The organism is Bradyrhizobium sp. BRP56 (genome assembly GCF_020194035.1).
In the GTDB taxonomy this organism is placed as follows: domain Bacteria; phylum Pseudomonadota; class Alphaproteobacteria; order Rhizobiales; family Xanthobacteraceae; genus Bradyrhizobium; species Bradyrhizobium australafricanum.
This window is the reverse complement of record NZ_JADYVV010000064.1, coordinates 35,668-54,233: the sequence shown is the minus strand read 5'-3', so window position 1 is coordinate 54,233 and position 18,566 is coordinate 35,668. Positions and strand designations below refer to the sequence as shown.

19 protein-coding genes are annotated in these 18,566 nt (G+C 65.0%); 3 read left to right on the top strand and 16 right to left on the bottom strand.

What is annotated here, in order from left to right:
- Positions 1–270: 270 nt before the first annotated feature.
- On the bottom strand, positions 271–1,197 hold the full coding sequence (gene argF / locus I6F38_RS33605) for an ornithine carbamoyltransferase (protein ID WP_028342316.1): 927 nt from the start codon (positions 1,195–1,197) through the stop codon (positions 271–273).
- A complete protein-coding gene (locus I6F38_RS33600) occupies positions 1,197–2,405 on the bottom strand; it encodes an aspartate aminotransferase family protein (RefSeq protein ID WP_225163421.1) in 1,209 nt (402 codons plus the stop codon). The genes argF and I6F38_RS33600 overlap by 1 nt, the downstream gene beginning before the upstream one ends.
- A gap of 488 nt (positions 2,406–2,893) precedes the next feature.
- Between I6F38_RS33600 and I6F38_RS33595 the strand changes: the two genes are divergently transcribed.
- A complete protein-coding gene (locus I6F38_RS33595) occupies positions 2,894–3,406 on the top strand; it encodes a GcrA family cell cycle regulator (RefSeq protein WP_018269585.1) in 513 nt (170 codons plus the stop codon).
- 193 nt (positions 3,407–3,599) lie between these two features.
- Here the strand turns inward: I6F38_RS33595 and phoB are convergent, their stop codons facing one another.
- The 13 genes from phoB to I6F38_RS33530 all read right to left on the bottom strand — a co-directional run bounded on the left by phoB (position 3,600) and on the right by I6F38_RS33530 (position 15,639).
- Complete coding sequence (gene phoB / locus I6F38_RS33590) at positions 3,600–4,310, bottom strand: phosphate regulon transcriptional regulator PhoB (protein WP_016844067.1); 711 nt, start codon at positions 4,308–4,310, stop codon at positions 3,600–3,602.
- 145 nt (positions 4,311–4,455) lie between these two features.
- Positions 4,456–5,172: a phosphate signaling complex protein PhoU gene (phoU, locus tag I6F38_RS33585; protein WP_016844066.1), complete on the bottom strand. Its 717-nt coding sequence runs from the start codon at positions 5,170–5,172 to the stop codon at positions 4,456–4,458.
- Positions 5,173–5,278: 106 nt separating this feature from the next.
- On the bottom strand, positions 5,279–6,097 hold the full coding sequence (gene pstB, locus I6F38_RS33580) for a phosphate ABC transporter ATP-binding protein PstB (protein WP_074131128.1): 819 nt from the start codon (positions 6,095–6,097) through the stop codon (positions 5,279–5,281).
- Entirely contained in the window at positions 6,094–6,939 is an 846-nt protein-coding gene (pstA, locus tag I6F38_RS33575) for a phosphate ABC transporter permease PstA (protein ID WP_050386784.1), read from the bottom strand. Before pstA ends, pstB begins: the two co-directional genes overlap by 4 nt.
- 4 nt (positions 6,940–6,943) lie before the next feature.
- Positions 6,944–7,933 carry a phosphate ABC transporter permease subunit PstC gene (gene pstC / locus I6F38_RS33570; protein ID WP_057019452.1) on the bottom strand — a complete coding sequence of 330 codons (990 nt, stop codon included), beginning with the start codon at positions 7,931–7,933 and terminating at the stop codon, positions 6,944–6,946.
- A 229-nt stretch (positions 7,934–8,162) separates the two neighbouring features.
- Positions 8,163–9,173 (bottom strand): phosphate ABC transporter substrate-binding protein PstS, encoded by a 1,011-nt coding sequence (pstS, locus tag I6F38_RS33565; protein ID WP_225163420.1) that lies wholly within the window; start codon positions 9,171–9,173, stop codon positions 8,163–8,165.
- A 135-nt stretch (positions 9,174–9,308) separates the two neighbouring features.
- Entirely contained in the window at positions 9,309–10,622 is a 1,314-nt protein-coding gene (locus I6F38_RS33560) for an ATP-binding protein (protein ID WP_225163419.1), read from the bottom strand.
- 84 nt (positions 10,623–10,706) lie between these two features.
- Positions 10,707–11,762 carry a lysylphosphatidylglycerol synthase domain-containing protein gene (locus I6F38_RS33555; protein WP_026192163.1) on the bottom strand — a complete coding sequence of 352 codons (1,056 nt, stop codon included), beginning with the start codon at positions 11,760–11,762 and terminating at the stop codon, positions 10,707–10,709.
- A gap of 332 nt (positions 11,763–12,094) precedes the next feature.
- Positions 12,095–12,322 (bottom strand): Rdx family protein, encoded by a 228-nt coding sequence (locus I6F38_RS33550; protein WP_225163418.1) that lies wholly within the window; start codon positions 12,320–12,322, stop codon positions 12,095–12,097.
- Between the two features lie 18 nt (positions 12,323–12,340).
- Complete coding sequence (locus tag I6F38_RS33545; protein ID WP_225163417.1) at positions 12,341–13,249, bottom strand: haloalkane dehalogenase; 909 nt, start codon at positions 13,247–13,249, stop codon at positions 12,341–12,343.
- On the bottom strand, positions 13,246–13,836 hold the full coding sequence (locus tag I6F38_RS33540; RefSeq protein ID WP_225163416.1) for a TetR/AcrR family transcriptional regulator: 591 nt from the start codon (positions 13,834–13,836) through the stop codon (positions 13,246–13,248). The genes I6F38_RS33545 and I6F38_RS33540 overlap by 4 nt, the downstream gene beginning before the upstream one ends.
- 109 nt (positions 13,837–13,945) lie before the next feature.
- The gene (locus I6F38_RS33535) at positions 13,946–14,242 is read right to left on the bottom strand and encodes a hypothetical protein (RefSeq protein ID WP_016844056.1); all 297 of its coding nucleotides are present in this window, start codon (positions 14,240–14,242) and stop codon (positions 13,946–13,948) included.
- Between the two features lie 2 nt (positions 14,243–14,244).
- Positions 14,245–15,639 carry an OmpA family protein gene (locus tag I6F38_RS33530; protein ID WP_225163415.1) on the bottom strand — a complete coding sequence of 465 codons (1,395 nt, stop codon included), beginning with the start codon at positions 15,637–15,639 and terminating at the stop codon, positions 14,245–14,247.
- Positions 15,640–15,807: 168 nt separating this feature from the next.
- Here I6F38_RS33530 and I6F38_RS33525 point away from each other — a divergent pair, with 168 nt between their 5' ends.
- Positions 15,808–16,866 carry a polysaccharide deacetylase family protein gene (locus tag I6F38_RS33525; protein WP_225163414.1) on the top strand — a complete coding sequence of 353 codons (1,059 nt, stop codon included), beginning with the start codon at positions 15,808–15,810 and terminating at the stop codon, positions 16,864–16,866.
- 253 nt (positions 16,867–17,119) lie between these two features.
- Positions 17,120–17,920, top strand: a complete 801-nt coding sequence (locus I6F38_RS33520; protein WP_225163413.1) for an SDR family NAD(P)-dependent oxidoreductase — start codon at positions 17,120–17,122, stop codon at positions 17,918–17,920.
- A gap of 157 nt (positions 17,921–18,077) precedes the next feature.
- On the opposite strand, the gene I6F38_RS33515 is transcribed toward I6F38_RS33520, so the two are convergent.
- A complete protein-coding gene (locus I6F38_RS33515; RefSeq protein WP_225163412.1) occupies positions 18,078–18,500 on the bottom strand; it encodes a helix-turn-helix domain-containing protein in 423 nt (140 codons plus the stop codon).
- Between the last annotated feature and the right edge of the window lie 66 nt (positions 18,501–18,566).

The following is an 18,566-nucleotide window of genomic DNA, read 5'->3' as shown; positions in this document are numbered from 1 at the left end:
GGCTGCATCGCTGGCGCTCCTTCGAATCAAAGCGCCAGTGAGAGAATCATACAACATGCTGCAGAGACGCCACTTCTTGCTGCACCGAGTCAATCTGTCGCGCCCCAAAACCGTGTAGACACGCTAGTGCGAAAGCAGGGACCCATAACCACCGATGTGAGTTGCTTGCATCAAGCTGGTGCCCCGGCCTTCGCAACAATTGACAGCGGTGGTTATGGGTCCCAGGTCGCGCTTCGCTTGCCCGGGACGACAACGCTTACTGATCTACGACTACGCGACCGCGTCGAAACACCAGGCCAGAATGCCCTTCTGCGCATGCAGGCGGTTTTCCGCCTCGTCGAACACCACGGATTGCGGCCCGTCGATCACCTCGTCGGTGACCTCCTCGCCGCGATGCGCGGGCAGGCAGTGCATGAACAGTGCGTCCGGCTTGGCGAGCGACATCAGCTTGGCATTGACCTGATAGGGCCGCAGCACGTTGTGGCGGTGCTCACCCTCCTTGTCGCCCATCGACACCCAGGTGTCGGTGACGACGCAGTCGGCGCCGCGCACGGCGGCTTCCGGATCGGTGCCGAGCATGATCGGCGCGCCGGTCGCCTTGATCCAGTCGCGCATCGGCTTTTTCGGCGAGAGCTCCGGCGGGGTCGCGACATTGAGCTGGAACTTGAATCGCTCGGCGGCATGTGCCCAGGAGGCCAGCACGTTGTTGTCGTCGCCGGTCCAGGCCACGGTCTTGCCCTCGATCGAGCCGCGGTTTTCCTCATAGGTCATGAGGTCGGCCATCACCTGGCAGGGGTGCGAGCGCCGGGTCAGGCCGTTGATGACGGGAACGGTGGCGTGAGCCGCGAGCTCGAGCAGCGCGTCATGATTGAGGATGCGGATCATGATCGCATCGACATAGCGCGACAACACGCGCGCGGTGTCAGCGATGGTCTCGCCGCGGCCGAGCTGCATCTCGGCGCCGGTCAGCATGATGGATTCGCCGCCGAGCTGGCGCATGCCGACGTCGAACGACACCCTTGTGCGGGTCGACGGGCGCTCGAAGATCATCGCCAGCGTCTTGCCTTCGAGCGGCTTCCTGCCCTTCTCATGCGCCTTCAGCTTCGCCTTCATGGCGGCTCCGGCGGACAGCATGTTGCGCAGCTCGCCGAGCGGCAGCTCGTTGATATCGAGGAAGTGACGGACCGGCTTGCTCATTATCCAGCCGCCTTCTTCGGCTGCGCCGCCGACAGCACAGAGCAGGCGCGCTCGAGCGCGGTGATCGACTGGTCGATCTCGGCCTCGGTCACGATCAGCGGCGCCAGGAACCGCACCACATTGTCGCCTGCGCCGACGGTGAGCAGCTTCTCGTTGCGCAGCGCTGCGATCAGGTCGCCCGACGGCACCACGGCCTTGACGCCGATCAACAGCCCCTCGCCGCGCACCTCCGACAGCACACCGGGATAGCGGTCGACGACGGAAGCGAGCTTCTGCTTGAGCAGCAGCGACATCTTCTGCACATACTCGAAGAAGCCGGGTTTCAGCATGACGTCGAGCACGGCATTGGCGGCGGCGACCGCGAGCGGATTGCCGCCGAAGGTCGAGCCGTGCGAGCCGGGCGCCATGCCGGCCGCAGCCTGGGCGGTCGCCAGCACCGCGCCGATCGGAAAACCGCCGCCGAGCGCCTTGGCCAGCGACATCACGTCCGGCGTGACGCCAGTGCGCTTGTAGGCGAACAGCTCGCCGGTGCGGCCCATGCCGGTCTGCACCTCGTCGAAGGCGAGTAGCAGGCCGTGCTCGTCGCAGAGCGCGCGCAGCGCCTTGAAGAACGCCTGCGGCGCCGAGCGCACGCCGCCCTCGCCCTGCACCGGCTCGATCAGGATGCCGGCGGTGTGCGGACCGATCGCCTTCTTCACCGCCTCGATGTCGCCATGCGGCACCTGGTCGAAGCCGTCCATCGGCGGGCCAAAGCCCTCGAGATATTTCGCCGAGCCGGTCGCCGCCAGCGTACCCAGCGTGCGGCCGTGGAAGGCGCCCTCGAAGGTGATGATGCGGTAGCGCTCGCCATGGCCCTTGGAGAAGTGATAGTGGCGGACCAGCTTGATCACGCCCTCCATCGCTTCCGCGCCGGAATTGCAGAAGAACACGAAGTCGGCAAAGCTCTGCTCGCACAGCCGTGCGGCAAGCACCTCGCCGTCCGGGCTCTTGAACAGGTTCGACATGTGCCAGAGCTTGGTCGCCTGTTCCTGCAGCGCCTTGACCAGATGCGGATGCGCGTGCCCGAGCGCGTTGACCGCGACGCCCGAGGTGAAATCGAGATAGCGGTCGCCGTTGGTTGCGATCAGCCAGGCGCCCTCGCCGCGCTCGAAGCCGAGATCGACCCTGGCGAAGACGGGGAGCAGATGCGACGTGGCAGCGTTGGTCATGGCGATCACTGACGGTTTTTAAGCCGACAATTGCCGCTGCGCCTTGACGCCAGCGCAGCAACGGCCAGCTTCGGAAAACAAAACGGCCGCCTTTGCGGGCGGCACGTGGCGGGCATTCTATGCTGCGGTCGGTAAGTGTCAATCGTCACGAAGTGGCCTTCCTGCAATGCGAAACGAGCGCAATCCGGAGCATTCCGGTGCGGTGGAAAAGCCTCATCGCGATGCTTAACTGTGTGGGAACATGTGGACGCACGGCCGCGGACTCTTGCGCCAGAGTCACGCCATATTGTAGCGTTTGGCCTGTCGGGTACGACATCTCGTGCGGCGGTACTGGACCCTCTAAGTAGCCTTTGTGTCTCGCGTAAACGTTCGGGCGCAACACCGTGCCCGGCGAGGGCTAAGGGATTCTGGCCGCAGGGATATTTGTCCAGATTGGCTCGCAGCGCCGCTCCAATGATTGGCCGGCGCTACGCGAAGGGAAGAATGCGATGACTGTATTGACCTGGTCCGACGATCGCGTCGAGCAGCTGAAGAAACTCTGGGAGTCCGGCCTGTCGGCCAGCCAGATCGCGGCGGAACTTGGCAATGTGACGCGAAACGCCGTGATCGGCAAAGTGCATCGGCTCGGCCTCTCCGGCCGCGCCAAGGCACCCTCCACGGCCGCGCCGCGGCAGCGCAAGGCTCGCCCGGCCCAGCACATGATGCGGGTGGCGCGTCCGGTCTCGCGCGGCAACACCGCGCTGGCGCATGCCTTCGAGGTCGAGATGGAGCCCGATCCGATCTCCTACGACAATGTGGTGCCGATGAGCCAGCGGCTGTCGCTGCTCGAGCTCAACGAGGCCACCTGTCACTGGCCGGTCGGCGATCCCTCGAGCCCGGAATTCTTCTTCTGCGGCGGCAAGGCGCTCGCCGGCCTGCCCTATTGCGCGCATCACTCGCGCGTCGCCTACCAGCCCGCCGCCGATCGCCGCCGGCCGTCGGCGAAACCGCAGATCAAGTGAGCACTCGGGAAAACGACGGAAGACCTGAAAAACAAATCCCCGCGAAAGCGGGGATTTTTTTTGTGGCCTCCACCGTCATTGCGAGGAGCGTTAGCGACGAAGCAATCCATCGTTCCGCGTTTGCGGTGAAATGGATTGCTTCGCTACGCTCGCAATGACGATGCTGGATGGGCCGGGGCTAAGCCAACGCCCATTACGGCTGCGGCTCGGCCTTGGCAAAGCGGTCGTCGAGCGCGTAGCCGGCGCCGCGCACGGTGCGGATCGGATCCTGCTCGCGGCCCGGATTGAGCAGCTTGCGCAGGCGGCCGATATGCACGTCGACGGTGCGCTCATCGATGTAGATGTCGCGACCCCAGACGCTGTCGAGCAGTTGCTCGCGGCTGAACACGCGGCCGGGATGCTCGAGGAAGAATTCGAGCAGGCGATACTCGGTCGGCCCGAGATCGATCGGACGGCCCGAGCGCGCCACGCGGCGCTTCTCGCGGTCGAGCTCGATGTCGCCGTAGGTCAACACGGTCGCAAGCCGCTCCGGGCTGGCGCGGCGCAACAGGCCCTTCACCCGCGCCAGCAGCTCCGGCACCGAGAACGGCTTGACGATGTAATCGTCCGCGCCGGTGGCAAGCCCGCGCACGCGCTCGCTTTCCTCGCCGCGCGCGGTCAGCATAATGATCGGAAGCTGCTTGGTCTCGGGCCGCGCCCGCAGGCGGCGGCACAGTTCGATGCCGGACAGGCCCGGCAGCATCCAGTCCAGCACCACGAGGTCGGGAACGCGCTCCTTCAGCCTTGTATCCGCATCGTCGCCGCGCCCCACCGTCTCGACATCGTAGCCTTCCGCATCGAGATTGTAGCGCAACAGCGTCGTCAGCGCTTCCTCGTCTTCGACTACCAGAATGCGTGCGCTCATCGGTCTAAGTTCTTTCTCTGTGGTGATCCGTTGCCCAGACGCAAACCGAAACGCTTACTTCCTCAAGCATAGTCCCCGCGGAAGCGAGTTGTCGCGAGGACCATCCAGTTTCACTCTTGCCGGTTCCGCGCTTGCCGATCATGCCTCAGTTGCCCGGCACCGTGGTGGCAAAAGTGGTCATGTCGCCCTTCGGGCGCTTGTCGGTGATCTGCTGGCCCTCGATCATGTAGAACACGGTCTCGGCGATATTGGTGGCGTGATCGCCGATCCGCTCGATGTTCTTGGCGCAGAACATCAGATGGATGCAGAACGAGATGTTGCGCGGATCTTCCATCATGTAGGTGAGCAGTTCGCGGAACAGCGAGGTGCAGATCGCATCGACCTCCTCGTCGCCCTTCCAGACGTTCATCGCCGCCGGCAGGTCGTGCGCGGCGTAGGCGTCGAGCACCGACTTGACCTGCGACAGTACGAGGTCGGTCATGTGCTCGAGGCCGCGGATCAACTTCAGCGGCTGGAAATCGCTCTCCAGCGCCGCGACGCGCTTGCCCATGTTCTTGGCGAGGTCGCCGATCCGCTCGAGATCGGTGGCGACGCGCATCGCGCTGACGATCTCACGCAGGTCGATCGCCATCGGCTGGCGGCGCGCGATCGTCAGCACCGCGCGCTCTTCGATGTTGCGCTGCAGATTGTCGATCTCGATGTCGGCGGCGACCACGCGCTTGCCGAGCGCGACGTCGCGACGGATCAGCGCGTCGACCGACTCGGTAATCATTCGTTCGACCAGGCCGCCCATCTCGGCGACCAGGCGGGTCAACTCCTGCAGGTCGCTGTCGAATGCCTTGGCGGTATGTTCAGAAGCCATCGCTTGTCTCCCTCAACCATGATCCCGGGGATCATGGCTTCGTGTCCTGAATTTTAGCATGACCTGATCGGAAAACCGGTTTCCACTTTTCCGGATCATGCGCCGGTCAACCGAACCGGCCGGTGATGTAGTCCTGGGTGCGCCGATCGCTCGGTGAGGTAAAGATCTTGTTGGTGTCGTCGAACTCGATCAGCTCGCCGAGATACATGAAGGCGGTCTTGTCGGAGACGCGCGCCGCCTGCTGCATGTTGTGGGTGACGATCGCGATCGTGTAGTCCTCGGAGAGCTCCTGGATCAGTTCCTCGACCTTGGCGGTCGAGATCGGGTCGAGCGCCGAGCACGGCTCGTCGAACAGGATCACCTCGGGGCGCACCGCCACGGTGCGCGCGATGCACAGGCGCTGCTGCTGGCCGCCGGAGAGCGACAGGCCGGAGGCGTTCAGCTTGTCCTTGACCTCGTTCCACAGCGCGCCGCCGCGCAGCGCCTTCTCGACCCGGTCGTCCATCTCGGACTTCGAGATCTTCTCGTAGAGGCGGATGCCGAAGGCGATGTTCTCGTAGATCGTCATCGGGAACGGCGTCGGCTTCTGGAACACCATGCCGACCCGCGCGCGCAGCAAGTTGAGGTCGAGCTTGGGGTCGAGAATGTTGGTCTGGTCCAGCATCAGCTGGCCGACCGCGCGTTGGCCCGGATACAGGTCGTACATCCGGTTGAAGATGCGCAGCAGGGTCGACTTGCCGCAGCCGGACGGGCCGATGAACGCCGTGACGCGGTTGGTGCCGAGCGTCAGGTTGATGTTCTTCAGCGCGTGGTGCTCGCCGTAATAGAAGTTGAGATTGCGCACCGTGACTTTCGGCGGCGCTTCCGGCAGCGGAACCTGCGGAATGTGGCCTGCGGCAGTCGTGGAGACGGAAAGCTCGGTCATTTTGCGGCCCTTTCGGCACCAAGGATACGCGCGCCGATATTCAACGCGAGCACGGTGAATGTGATGAGCAGCGCACCGCTCCACGCCAGCTCTTTCCAGTAGGCGTAGGGGCTCTGCACGAAGTTATTGATGGTCACCGGCAGGTTGGCCATCGTCTTGGTCAGATCCAGGCTGAAGAACTGGTTCGACAGCGCGGTGAACAGCAGCGGCGCGGTCTCGCCGGCGACGCGGGCGGTCGCCAGCAGCACGCCGGTGATCAGCCCCGATCGCGCCGCACGATAAGCGATCCGCTTGATCACCAGCGAACGCGGCAGGCCGAGCGCGGAGGCGGCCTCGCGCAGCGGATTGGGCACCAAGAGCAGCATGTCCTCGGTGGTGCGCAGCACGACCGGGATCACGATCACCGCGAGCGCAAGGCTGCCTGCGATCGCCGAGAAGCCGCGCATCGGCACCACCACCGCACCATAGATGAACAGGCCGATGATGATCGAGGGCGCGCTGAGCAGGATGTCGTTGATGAAGCGGATCACCGAGGTCAGCTTGTCGTGCTTGCCGTATTCGGCGAGGTAGGTGCCGGCGAACAGGCCAAGCGGCGCGCCGATGCCGACGCCGATCACGGTCATGATGACCGAGCCGACGATGGCGTTGAGCAGGCCGCCTTCGGTCGAGCCGGGCGGCGGCGTGTTCTGGGTGAACAGCTGCACGCTGAGGCCGGCAAGGCCGTTATAGAGCAGCGTGATCAGGATCAGCGCCAGCCAGGTGACGCCGAACAGCGCCGCGCCGACACAGAGTGCGCGGATGACGATGTCGCTGCGGCGGCGGGATTTGTAGATCGGGTTCATGGCGTTACTTCCCCGCCTTCTTTTCAAGCCGCATCAGCATCAGCCGCGCGCCGGCGAGCACAAAGAAGGTCAGCACGAACAGCAGCAGGCCGAGCAGGATCAGGCCGGACTGGTGCAGGCCGTCGCTCTCGGCGAATTCGCTGGCGATCGCCGCCGAGATCGTGGTGCCCGGCGCGAAGATCGACGACGAGATCCGGAACGAGTTGCCGATGATGAAGGTCACCGCCATGGTCTCGCCGAGGGCGCGGCCGAGCGCCAGCATGATGCCGCCGATCACGCCGACGCGGGTGTAGGGAATCACGACGCTGCGGACGACCTCCCAGGTGGTGCAGCCCATGCCGTAGGCGGCCTCTTTCAGCACCGGCGGCACGGTCTTGAACACGTCGACCGAGATCGCGGTGATGAAGGGCAGCACCATGATCGCAAGGATCAGCGCAGCGTTGAACAGGCTGAGATAGGACGGCGGGCCTGCGAACACCGCGCCCAGCACCGGGACGCCCTCGAAGATCCGGATCATGAAAGGCTGGAAGGTGTTGGCCAGGAACGGGCCGAGCACGAAGAAGCCCCACATGCCGTAGATGATCGAGGGGATGCCGGCGAGCAGCTCGATCGCGATGCCGATCGGGCGGCGCAGCATTTGCGGGCAGAGCTCGGTGAGGAACACGGCGATGCCGATGCCGACCGGAATGGCGATCAGCATCGCGATGACCGAGGTGATCAGCGTGCCGTAGATCGGGCCGAGCGCGCCGAGCACCGGCGGATCGGCCGAGGGCGCCCAGCGCTGCGTCCAGAGGAAGGCGAAGCCGTATTCCTTCATCGCCGGCCAGGCGCCGACGATCAGCGACAGGATGATGCCGCCGAGGATCAACAGAACCGAAATCGCCGAGATGCGGGTGATCCAATAGAAAGTGAGGTCACCGAGCTTGAAGGCGCTGAGGGCCTTGGCGCGATCGTAAGGTCCCGCGGCTTCCATCACATCGCTCTGAACAGCCATGTCTGCCACGCCAATCCCCTCTTTAGTATGCAAAAGCCACGCAAGCCGCTACGCCCCGAAGCGATCTTCACTGACGCATTTGGCCGGGCGTCGTCGTTCCAGCCACGCCCCTTGAGGCGCGAACCCCGGCCTCGATCCCGCGCTTGTTGCCGCGGTGATGGAGACCGGGTCTTGGTCGCTCAACCTGCGCCGCGATCGAGTCGGCACAGGTCCTGTCGCAGCGTCGGACTTAGCTCTTGATGTCCGACGACCAGGTCTTCTCGATCAGCTTGACGACCGAGTCCGGCATCGGGATGTAGTCGAGCTCTTCGGCCGCCTTGTCGCCCTTCTCGAAGGCGTACTTGAAGAACTTGAGCGCTTCCTGCGAGGCCGCCTTGTCGGTCGAGTCCTTGTGCATCAGGATGAAGGTCGCCGCGGTGATCGGCCAGGAGGCTTCGCCCGGCTGGTCGGTCAGGATCACGTAGTAGCCGGGAGCCTTGGCCCAGTCGGCATTCGAGGCGGCAGCCTGGAAGGCAGCCATCGTCGGCTGCACGGTCTTGCCGGCCTTGTTGACCAGCCCGGTGTAGGTCAGCTTGTTCTGCTTGGCGTAGGCATACTCGACATAGCCGATCGCGTTCTTGGTCTGGCCGATGTTGCCGGCAACGCCTTCGTTGCCCTTGGCGCCGACGCCGACCGGCCATTCGACCGCGGTGCCGGAACCGACCTTGGACTTCCAGTCGGCGTTCGACTTGGAGAGATAGTCGGTGAAGTTGAAGGTGGTGCCCGAACCGTCCGAACGGCGCACGACGGTGATGGCATCGCCCGGCAGGGTCAGCTTCGGATTGAGCTTGGCGATCGCCGCGTCATTCCACTTGGTGATCTTGCCGAGATAGATGTCGCCGAGCACTTCGCCCGACAGGATCAGGTCGCCCGGCTTGATGCCTTCGAGGTTCACGACCGGGACGATCGCGCCCATCACCATCGGCCACTGGACGAGGCCGTCCTTCTCGAGCTGCTCGTGCTTGAGCGGCGCGTCGGTGGCGCCGAAGGTCACGGTCTTGGCCTGGATCTGCTTGATGCCGGCGCCGGAGCCGATCGACTGGTAGTTCAGACCGTTGCCGGTCTCCTTTTTGTAGGCGTCAGCCCACTTCGAATAGATCGGGAACGGAAACGTCGCGCCCGCGCCGGTAATATCGGCAGCGAAGGCCGACGTCGAAGCGGCGATCATGCCGGCTGCGACGATTGCTTTGATGAAATTCATGGGTGGTCTCCATCCTGTGAGCGAAGCGCCGAATGCGCCCGATCGCGCTCACGCCGGTCCATCTAGGAGCGGTCGGTGCTGCTTTTACGAAGGTTGGATGACAGTTGGATGACAACGCTAAGCTTCTGAAAACGCTTAGCTTTGGGTTGGTAACGGGGTCTTCGGCCGGGGAAAACAGGCGGTAAAAGTGGCGCCGTTCTTCGGCACGCTCTCGATCAAAAGACGCCCGCGATGACGGTTAAGAATATGTTTCACCAGCGATAATCCGAGGCCCGTTCCGCCCTGGTTGCGGCTGTCGCCGACGTCGACCCGGTAGAAGCGCTCGGTCAGCCGTGGCAGGTGCTCCGGCGCGATGCCGGGGCCGAAATCCCGTACCATGACACGGATTTCGGGGGTCCCCTCGCCCGATGCGCCCGAAACGGCCTGATTCAGCGACACTATGACGCGGCCCCCGGAGGCGCCGTATTTGAGGGCATTCTCGATCAGGTTCTCGAACAGGCGGAGCAGTTCCTCGCGATCGCCGGCGATCATGACCGGGGCCTGAGGCAGGTCGACCTCAATCTCGACCTGGCGCTCGCTGGCCAGCGCCTCGAGCCCGTCGGCGACCTGGCGGATGATCGGCACGATATCGATCGAGGCCTCGGGCCGCACATGGGCCGACAGCTCGACCCGTGACAGCGACAGCAAATCGTCGATCAGCCGCGCCATGCGGGTCGCCTGGGTGTGCATGATGCCGAGGAAGCGCTCGCGCGCCCGCGCGTCCTCACGCGCCGGCCCCTGCAGCGTGTCGATGAAGCCGGACAGCGCGGCGAGCGGCGTGCGCAGCTCGTGGCTGGCATTGGCGACGAAGTCGGCGCGCATCTCCTCGACCCGGCGCAGCGGCGTCAGGTCGTGGAAGGTCATCAGCATGCACTTCTCGGTGCCGCCGAACTGGGTCGGCACCGGCACCGGCGTGATCACCAGTTCCATCCAGCGATCGACCGGAACGTGGTCGGTGTAGGTGGCGCGGCGCGGCTCGGTGGTCGCGATAGCCTCGCGCAGCGCGGTGATGATCTCCGGCGAGCGCAAGGCAAATTGCGCCAGTTCGTTCTTGCGCAGCGCGGGCGCGAGCTGCGCCGCGGCGGCGTTGAGATGGATGACGCGGCCGGCGCGATCGAGCAGCACGGCCGGATCCGGCATGCCGGCGACGACCGCGCTGACGGTGGCGGCCTCGACCGGATTGACGCCGCGGACATCCTCGCGCGAGGTTCCGGCATCATGCAGCCGCCATGGCACCAGCGCCGCGGCCGCGATGCAGACGAACACGGCGCAGGCGCGCACCAGCGACAATTCGCCAAGCGCGACCACCACGCTCAAGGCCAGCGCTGCGGCAAGCAGGATCAGCGCAGAGTGGCGCAACCGGTCGGGCCAGGGCGAGAAGATGGAGGAATGCGAATCGTCAATTGCCATCGCGGCGGCTTTCATCCCGTCGGTTCATGTCTCGCCCAGGCGCGGTCATAGCGACCTTCCCTCGGGAGGCATCGGGCCGCTTCATCAGACCCCGGAATCACCGCGCTTGCGAACCAGAACCGCCTCATGGTGCGGCTCGGCGCGGGGACCCGAATCAGCCTGCGGCAGCCGTTTGAGTCGGGCGCCGACGATAACCTCCCGAAACGTCAGCAAGATTACAGATATGACGAAGGGCGCAATATAGTAGAGGAGCCGGAACAGCAGCATACCGCCGAGCAGGTCCTCGCGGTCCATCTGCCAGAGGCCGACCAGCATGGCGGCGTCGAACACCCCGAGGCCGCCGGGGGAGTGGCTGGCGAAGCCGAGCAGGGTCGCCGACACGAAGATGACCGCGACCACGACGAAGCCGAGATTTGGCTCGTCCGGCACCAGCACGTACATCGCCAGCGCGCAGAAGCCGAGATCGAGGATGCCGATCGCGATCTGCAGCAGCGTCAGCGGGCCGCCCGGCAGCGTCACCGTCCAGGGGCCGCGGCCGACCACCCGCGGCTGGGTCCAGACCCAGACCACATAGGCGACCAGCGCGGTGATGATCGCGAATGCCAGCGCCCGGTTGAGCCAGGGCGGCAGCTGGTCGATGTTGGCGGCCGCCTCCGGATGATAGGCGATGCCGAGCCCGAGCACCGCGGCATTGCCGAGCCAGAAGGTGAGCCCGGCGAGAAAGCAGATCTTGGCGACGTCAATCGCGTTCAACCCCCACGCCGAATAGATCCGGTAGCGCACCGCGCCGCCGGTGAACACGCTGGCGCCGACATTGTGGCCGATCGAATAGGAGGTGAAGGCGGCGAGCGCGTTGATGCGATAGGGCACATGGGCGTGGCCGATCGCGCGCACCGCGAACAGATCGTAGAAGGTCAACGTGAAGTAGCCCGCCGCGACGAACAGTCCCGCCAGGGCAATCTGCCGCGGCTCGGTGCTCTTGATGGCCTCGAGCACCTCGTTGGTGTCGATGCCGCGCAGCATGTGATACAGGACGTAGCAGGCGATGCCGATGACGGCGATGCTGATGACAACACCCAGCCGATGCAGGATTTGCTTCTGGCGCAGAAACGCCATCGCCCTGCGTATTGCTTCCAGCATCTAGACCTCGAATTGCGATCCCGCGACGACGGCTCCCGGGCGAACTCCGCCGGCGCTTCGCTGTGCCCTGGCCCGTGTAGCGCGTTTTAAACCGGAGTGGAATTCGTCAAAAGACAATAAAACGCGCATCTTCAAGATATTACGGATGATTCATGACAGCGGATGCACAAATATGCGCGTTTCCCGCCGCCTTCGACAAGACTTGACATGCGCGTGCGGCAGTTAGCCCGCCGAACGGTCCGCAAGGCCATCCGGAAAACTACGGTGAACTACCGGCACGGCCGAATAGAGAATGATCTTCCGGTACCCGCCGGGAGGCGCTCCGCCGATGATCAATCCCGCGCGGCCGCGACCGCGGCGACGATCTCGGCGGCATCGGGAAAATGTCCCTTGGCGCGCCTGGCGACAACCTCGTCGCCAAGCTTGACCTCGAAGATGCCGCCCTTGCCAGGGATCAGCGTCGCATCGACGCCAAGGCGCTCGCGCAACAGCGCCGCGGCTTCTTTTGCACGCTTCTCATAGCCGCACGGCCGGCAATAGGTGATCGAGACATTCCTCATGTCACGCCCTCCGTGCCCTCATGCGGCGTCGCGCTGCGCGGAGGCAGCCTCGACGCCGGCGATCCAGCCGGCCACAGAACGGCCGATCGCCTCCGGATGATCCTCCTGCAGATAGTGCGCGCCCGCGCCGAGTTGAATGACCGCGCAATGCTTGAGCGTCTTGGCGAATTCGGCGGCAAAGGCCGGTGACACCAGCGCCCCGGGCGACCCCGCAAACAGCAGCTTCGGATAGGTCGATGCCGCGAGCGCCGCATGCGCCACCGTGAGCGCCTCCGCGACATCGGCCGGCTCGCCCGCGATCGGCAGATCGCGCGGCAGCATCAGGGTCGGCTTGCGGCTCTCGCGCGTCGCAAACGGCGCGCGGTAGGCGGCCATCTCCTCGTCGCTGAGCGTGCGCAGGATCGAGCCGGGCAGCACGCGTTCGACAAACGCATTGTTGTCGAGGATCATCGCTTCGCCCTCGTCCGGCGTGCGGAATTTCCGGAACGTCTCCCGCGCGGCGTCGTGCTGGTGGAAGTCCGACCAATCGCGCATCGGGCGGATGAACTCCATGAAGGCGAGCCCGCGCACCAGTTGCGGACGGCGTGCCGCGAGGTGGAAGGCGAGCGCCGTGCCCCAATCCTGGGCGACGAGATAGGCCGAGGCGATGCCGAGCTCGTCGATCAGCGCGTCGAGATAGTCCGCCTGGTCGAAGAAGCGATAGCCGATGTCGGGCTTGCCGGACTGGCCGTAGCCGATCAGGTCGGGCGCGATGCAGTGCCCGACGGGGGCGACCAGCGGCATGATGTTACGCCAGATGTAGGATGACGTCGGATTGCCGTGCAGGAACAGCACGTGCGGCGCGTCGCTGCGGCCGGTCTCGCGATAGGCCATCGTAGACCCAAGCACGGCGCGATGATGCAGGCTGATATCGGCGGATATGGTCATGGCAACTCCTTGAACACGGTTTGGAATGCGATCGTCTTGAAACGCGTCAGCGCAGCTTCGCTGCGTTCGACCTTCATGCGCAGCATCGCGCCCTGCCAGGATGCGAGCAGGAAATCGGCCAGCTGATCGGGATCGAAGTCGGAGGCGATCTCGCCGGTGGCCTGAGCCTCGGCGATGCAGGCCGCAAACGGCGCGCGCCATTCCCGGAAGATGTCGTCGAGCTGCTCGCGCAGCATCTCGCTCGAGCCCGACGCCTCGAGGCTGAAATCGCCGATCAGGCAGCCGCGGGTGAAGCCGTCATGCGCGAGCTTGCCGGTGATCAGATCGAGATAGCTTCTCAGCCTTTCGCGCGGCGTCAGCGTCGTGTCGCCCAGCGCTTCGGCGACGAGGCCGCGGACATAGAGGAAGTAGCGGTCGAGCACCTCGGACGCGAACAGCTCCTTGGAGCGGAAATGGTTGGTGAAGGAGCCCTGCGGCGCGCCGGCGGCGGCGGTGACGTCGCGCACGCTGGTGCCGTGATAGCCGGTCCGGAACATTTCCGTCAGGCCGGCGTCGAGGATGGCATCGCGGAGAGAGGGTTTTGGCATGGCTGCAATTTAATACGTACGTACGTATTAATGTCAAGCACTAAAATCAATGCGACTCACCCTTGCGCTCGGCGACGCCGCTCAGGCCTGCCGGATCAAGAGGTTGAGGTCAGCTCGCGGGCTTGCTGCGCGAAACCACCCAGTCGCGCAGCCAGGAGCCGATCGCGCAGCCGACGAGATAGAGCGCGAACATGACCAAGAAGAGATCGAGCCAGTAGCCGAACCGGCCGGGCACGATCCGCGCGAACGACGTCGCCACCAGCGCGGCGGCGAGCAGCGCCAGCCAGCGCATCCAGACCTTCGAGACGCCCTGCGCCCGATGCACCACCGCGATCCAGCCCATGCAAAAGCCGAGCAGCGCCGCGCCGAGCAGCCAACCCCAGAAGAATGTCGCGAGCACGGTCATCGCTACTTCACCACGAATTCGATGCGGCGGTTCTGCGCCTTGCCGTCTTCACTCTCGTTGCCGGCCAGCGGCTGCGTGCTGCCATAGCCGATCGGCGTGAAGCGGCTGGCAGGCAGCCCGGCGCGCACGAGGTAATCCACCACGGCCTGCGCGCGGCGCTCCGACAGCGCCTGGTTGGCCGCCTCCTCGCCGTCGCTGTCGGTATGGCCGGCGATCTCGATCGTCGCATTGGGGCAGCGCAACGCGGTCTCGATCAGGCGGTCGAGCAGGCCGGCGGAATCCGGCACGATGTCGGCCTTGCCGGACTCGAAGCGGATCTTGCCCTTCGAGAGAATTTCGGAAAACAGCTGCTGGCACACCGTGGGATCGACGGGGGCCGCCGCCGGCTTGACCGTGACCTCGGCCTTGTACTGCCAGCCCTGCGGAAAATCCTTGCCGAGCCCGTCGCGGATCTGGCCGGCGGCGGCATCGTAGAGCGCATCGCCCGACAGCTTCACCTCGCGGTCCGATACCACCAGCGTTCCGGTCGATAGCCGCGACAGCGCGCCGAGCGCGGGCACCACCGCTGCCGCGAAACCCGACGGCGCGCCGATGCTGGCCTTGAGATTGTCGACCACCTTCTCGCTGAAGAACTTGCGACCGGCGGCGGCGACCAGCGCGGCGTGCACGTTGTTGTCGGGCACGTAGCCGGTCAGCGTCAGCGTCACCGCGACCGGGTCCTTGTAGGCCTGGAACACGTAGGGCGGCGCCTTGATGTCGTTGGCGGCGATCGAATAGCCTTCCGGCAGGTTCTTCAGCGCCGCGGCGACCGCTTCGCGTCCGCCGAGCTCGCGCGCCATCCCGGCGAGGGCAACCTTGCTGTCGGTGAGCGTGATCTTGCCTTCCTTCAGCTTGCCGATCTGGTCGAGCAACAGCAGCGCCGCCGCGTCGAACCGCAACGGCGCGCCGCGGGCGAGCACCATCTGATCCACCACCTCGACACCGCCGAGACTGGCCTTCGCGGCCTCGGTCAACTTGCCCTTGCTCGACGGCAGCGGCGCATTGCCACTGAGCGTGACCCGCACCACGTCGCGTTCGGCGGACCAGACAAAGGGCTTGGCTTCGGGAACAAGGCGGGTCTCGTCGTTCACCAGCCGCACGCCGGGCACAGCTTCGACCGACGCCACCGCGCTGAGGCGGCCGTCTTCGGAGAAGGCGTTGGCCGCGAACGTCACGTCGCGTCCGTCGACGCTGATGCGGCGCTTGTCGAGGACAGTGTCTTTCAGTGCGGTATTAGAGCGCGCGGCAAGGTCCGCTTCGACCGTTGTGGTGCTGGTCCAGGCCGCAATACCCCAAAGCACGACCAGTGGAATCACCCCCGGCCACCATTTGCTACTCCACTTGAAAAGTCCGTGCATTCAGCGTCCTGCGGGGTCGGGAACCAGAGAGAAAACAAACCCTTGGCTGACTGTCAAACCCCAAATGACACCCATGGCGGGGGCGCCATGTCGGATCGGGATAACAGTTTCTTCAGTGGTCTTTCGCTAAGTTTGCCGCGGAATGCAAATCGGCCGGCCCGCGCCCTCATGAAACAACTCCGCAACACCGTGATCCGTGCCGGCATGGAGGCGTTGTATTTCTCGGGTGCGCATATCCTGCTGCGGCCGATCTTCGCCGGCGTCGGCGCCATCTTCATGCTGCATCACGTCCGCCCGCGGCGCGGCGATGCGTTCCAGCCGAACCATCATCTCGAGGTCACGCCGGACTTCCTGCGCGCGATGCTGACGCATCTGCGCGCGCTCGACGTCGACGTGATCAGCATCGACGAGGCGCATCGCCGTCTCAGCGAACGGAATTTTGCGCGACGCTTCGCCTGCTTTACCTTCGACGACGGCTATCGCGACAACCGCGATTTCGCGCTGCCGGTGATGCGCGAGTTCGGCGCCCCGTTCACGGTCTATGTCGCGAGCGATTTCGCCGAGGGCTGCGGCAGATTGTGGTGGATCGCGCTGGAGCGGGTGATCGCGGCGGCGTCCGCGATCGAGGTGCCGATCGACGGCACCATGACGCGGATCGACACCGCGACACCGCAGGCCAAGCGCACTGCTTTCGGCCGCATGCACGACTGGCTGCGTTCCCTGCCCGGCGAGCAGGAGATGCAGGCCGAGATCTCCGCGCTGTGCGCCCGTCACGGCGTCGACGAGACCGGCATCGCGCGCGAGCTCTGCATGTCCTGGGACGAGTTGCGCGGCTTTGCCGACGACCCGCTGGTGACGATCGGCGCGCACACCATTACCCATTGCAATCTCGCCAGGCAGAGCGAGACCATCGCATCGTTCGAGCTCGCGACCAGCCGGGCGCGGATCGAGGATGCGCTGCAGCGGCCGGCATTGCATCTCGCCTATCCCTATGGCGACCGGATCGCCGCCGGGCGGCGTGAATTCGCCCTCGCCCGGTCGATCGGCTTCCGGACCGCGGTGACGACGCGGCCGGGCATGCTGTTTGCCGAAAGCGCCGACCATCTGACCGCCCTGCAGCGGGTCTCGCTGAACGGCAATTACCAGGACGCGCGCCTGCTGCCGGTGCTGACATCAGGCGCAGCCACCGCGGTGTGGAACGGCTTTCGCCGCATCGACGCGGCGTAACGCGTTTCCCGTTTCCATCCCGACTCGACGCAACCCAATTTCGGTCTGACTTCCCCTTCCCCCTGAAAGGGGGAAGGTCGGGATGGGGGTCAGCCACAAGCGACGGTGTCTGGGGAGAGAGCAGATCCCCACCCGCTTTGCTCTGTCGAGCAAAGCGACCTCCCCTTTTCAAGGAGAGGTACCGATCCCTTCCCTCTCCTTGACTCGATCCCCGGCCGCGCCCAGAACCACTGGCAACGCAATGGAGGAGCGCATGTTCAAGGATCTGTTCTCGCTGAAGGGCCGCGTCGCACTGGTGACCGGGGGATCGCGCGGCATCGGCAAGATGATCGCGGCCGGCTTCCTCGCGCAGGGTGCCGCCAGGGTCTACATCACCGCGCGCAAGGCAGGTCCCTGCGAGGCGACCGCCCAGGAGCTGTCTGCCGCCTATGACGGCGAATGCATCGCGCTGCCGATCGACATCTCGACCGTCGAGGGCTGCGAAAAGCTCGCGGGCGAGATCGTCAAGCGCGAGCCGAAGCTCGACATCCTCGTCAACAATGCCGGCGCGGCCTGGGGCGCGGATTTCGACGAATTCCCGGAGAGCGGCTGGGATAAGGTGATGAACCTCAACGTCAAGTCGATCTTCTTCCTGACCAAGGCGCTGGCCAAGCCGCTGCGCGCGGCGGCGACGCACGACAGGCCGGGCAAGGTGATCAACATCGCCTCGATCGACGGCATCTTCGTCAACCCGATGGAGACCTATTCCTATGCCGCGAGCAAGGCCGCGGTGATCCATCTGACGCGCCGCATGGCGACCCGCCTGATCAAGGACAACATCAACGTCACCGCGATCGCGCCCGGCGCCTTCAAGTCGGACATGAACCGCGCCGCGCGCGACCACGCCGACGAGGTCGCCAAGCGCGTGCCGGCGAAGCGCGTCGGTACCGACGAGGATATGGCGGGCACCGCGATCTATCTCGCTTCGCGCGCCGGCGACTATGTCGTGGGCAACACCATCGCGGTCGACGGCGGCGTGGTCTACGCGACCGCGGGGCTGGAGATCGCGGGGTAAGCGACCGCGCCTCTCACGCCCATCAGAGCATCACTGGTAATACACAAAGGGCGCCTCGCCCGCAGCGGGGCGCCCTTTCTGACGCCCCTGGCTAGCTCCATCCGAAGCACGCCGCCACACTCACACACGCGATGATGTGAACTTCTGTTTCACATCACTAACGCGGGACATCACAGGGGGCTCCGTCAAAACGGACGCGCGCAGCATGGATATCCGAATAGCGACGGTCGGCCCAATCGATCAGGCTCGCCATCGGGTCCAGCAGGGATTGGCCTAGCGGGGAAAGGCAATATTCAACGCTCGGCGGCTTGGTCGGAAAGACATGGCGGATGATCAGTCCGTCGCGCTCCAAATCGCGCAGGGTCTGTGTGAGCATGCGCTTCGAGATGTCGCGGATTGCACGGTTAAGCTCGCTGAAGCGCTGCGGTCGCGCCGCGAGCGTCATGATCATGAGCATGCTCCACTTGTCGCCAATGCGGTCGAGCACGTCGCGCACCGGGCAGCATATGGGTTCTACTGACTGGGCGTCGTCCGATTGATATCGGCTGAATCGCTCGATCACGCTCAATGCGGTGCTCATGCCGGTCCCCTTTTTCTCTCCTGGTTACAAAAAACTGCCTCCTTACGGTGCAGGTCAGAGGTCTCT

Coding starts and splice junctions, on each gene's coding strand:
- argF (WP_028342316.1), bottom strand. CDS start 1,197: ATGAGCAAGCCGGTCCGTCACTTCCTCGATATCAACGAGCTGCCGCTC.
- I6F38_RS33600 (WP_225163421.1), bottom strand. CDS start 2,405: ATGACCAACGCTGCCACGTCGCATCTGCTCCCCGTCTTCGCCAGGGTC.
- I6F38_RS33595 (WP_018269585.1), top strand. CDS start 2,894: ATGACTGTATTGACCTGGTCCGACGATCGCGTCGAGCAGCTGAAGAAA.
- phoB (WP_016844067.1), bottom strand. CDS start 4,310: ATGAGCGCACGCATTCTGGTAGTCGAAGACGAGGAAGCGCTGACGACG.
- phoU (WP_016844066.1), bottom strand. CDS start 5,172: ATGGCTTCTGAACATACCGCCAAGGCATTCGACAGCGACCTGCAGGAG.
- pstB (WP_074131128.1), bottom strand. CDS start 6,097: ATGACCGAGCTTTCCGTCTCCACGACTGCCGCAGGCCACATTCCGCAG.
- pstA (WP_050386784.1), bottom strand. CDS start 6,939: ATGAACCCGATCTACAAATCCCGCCGCCGCAGCGACATCGTCATCCGC.
- pstC (WP_057019452.1), bottom strand. CDS start 7,933: ATGGCTGTTCAGAGCGATGTGATGGAAGCCGCGGGACCTTACGATCGC.
- pstS (WP_225163420.1), bottom strand. CDS start 9,173: ATGAATTTCATCAAAGCAATCGTCGCAGCCGGCATGATCGCCGCTTCG.
- I6F38_RS33560 (WP_225163419.1), bottom strand. CDS start 10,622: ATGGCAATTGACGATTCGCATTCCTCCATCTTCTCGCCCTGGCCCGAC.
- I6F38_RS33555 (WP_026192163.1), bottom strand. CDS start 11,762: ATGCTGGAAGCAATACGCAGGGCGATGGCGTTTCTGCGCCAGAAGCAA.
- I6F38_RS33550 (WP_225163418.1), bottom strand. CDS start 12,322: ATGAGGAATGTCTCGATCACCTATTGCCGGCCGTGCGGCTATGAGAAG.
- I6F38_RS33545 (WP_225163417.1), bottom strand. CDS start 13,249: ATGACCATATCCGCCGATATCAGCCTGCATCATCGCGCCGTGCTTGGG.
- I6F38_RS33540 (WP_225163416.1), bottom strand. CDS start 13,836: ATGCCAAAACCCTCTCTCCGCGATGCCATCCTCGACGCCGGCCTGACG.
- I6F38_RS33535 (WP_016844056.1), bottom strand. CDS start 14,242: ATGACCGTGCTCGCGACATTCTTCTGGGGTTGGCTGCTCGGCGCGGCG.
- I6F38_RS33530 (WP_225163415.1), bottom strand. CDS start 15,639: ATGCACGGACTTTTCAAGTGGAGTAGCAAATGGTGGCCGGGGGTGATT.
- I6F38_RS33525 (WP_225163414.1), top strand. CDS start 15,808: ATGAAACAACTCCGCAACACCGTGATCCGTGCCGGCATGGAGGCGTTG.
- I6F38_RS33520 (WP_225163413.1), top strand. CDS start 17,120: ATGTTCAAGGATCTGTTCTCGCTGAAGGGCCGCGTCGCACTGGTGACC.
- I6F38_RS33515 (WP_225163412.1), bottom strand. CDS start 18,500: ATGAGCACCGCATTGAGCGTGATCGAGCGATTCAGCCGATATCAATCG.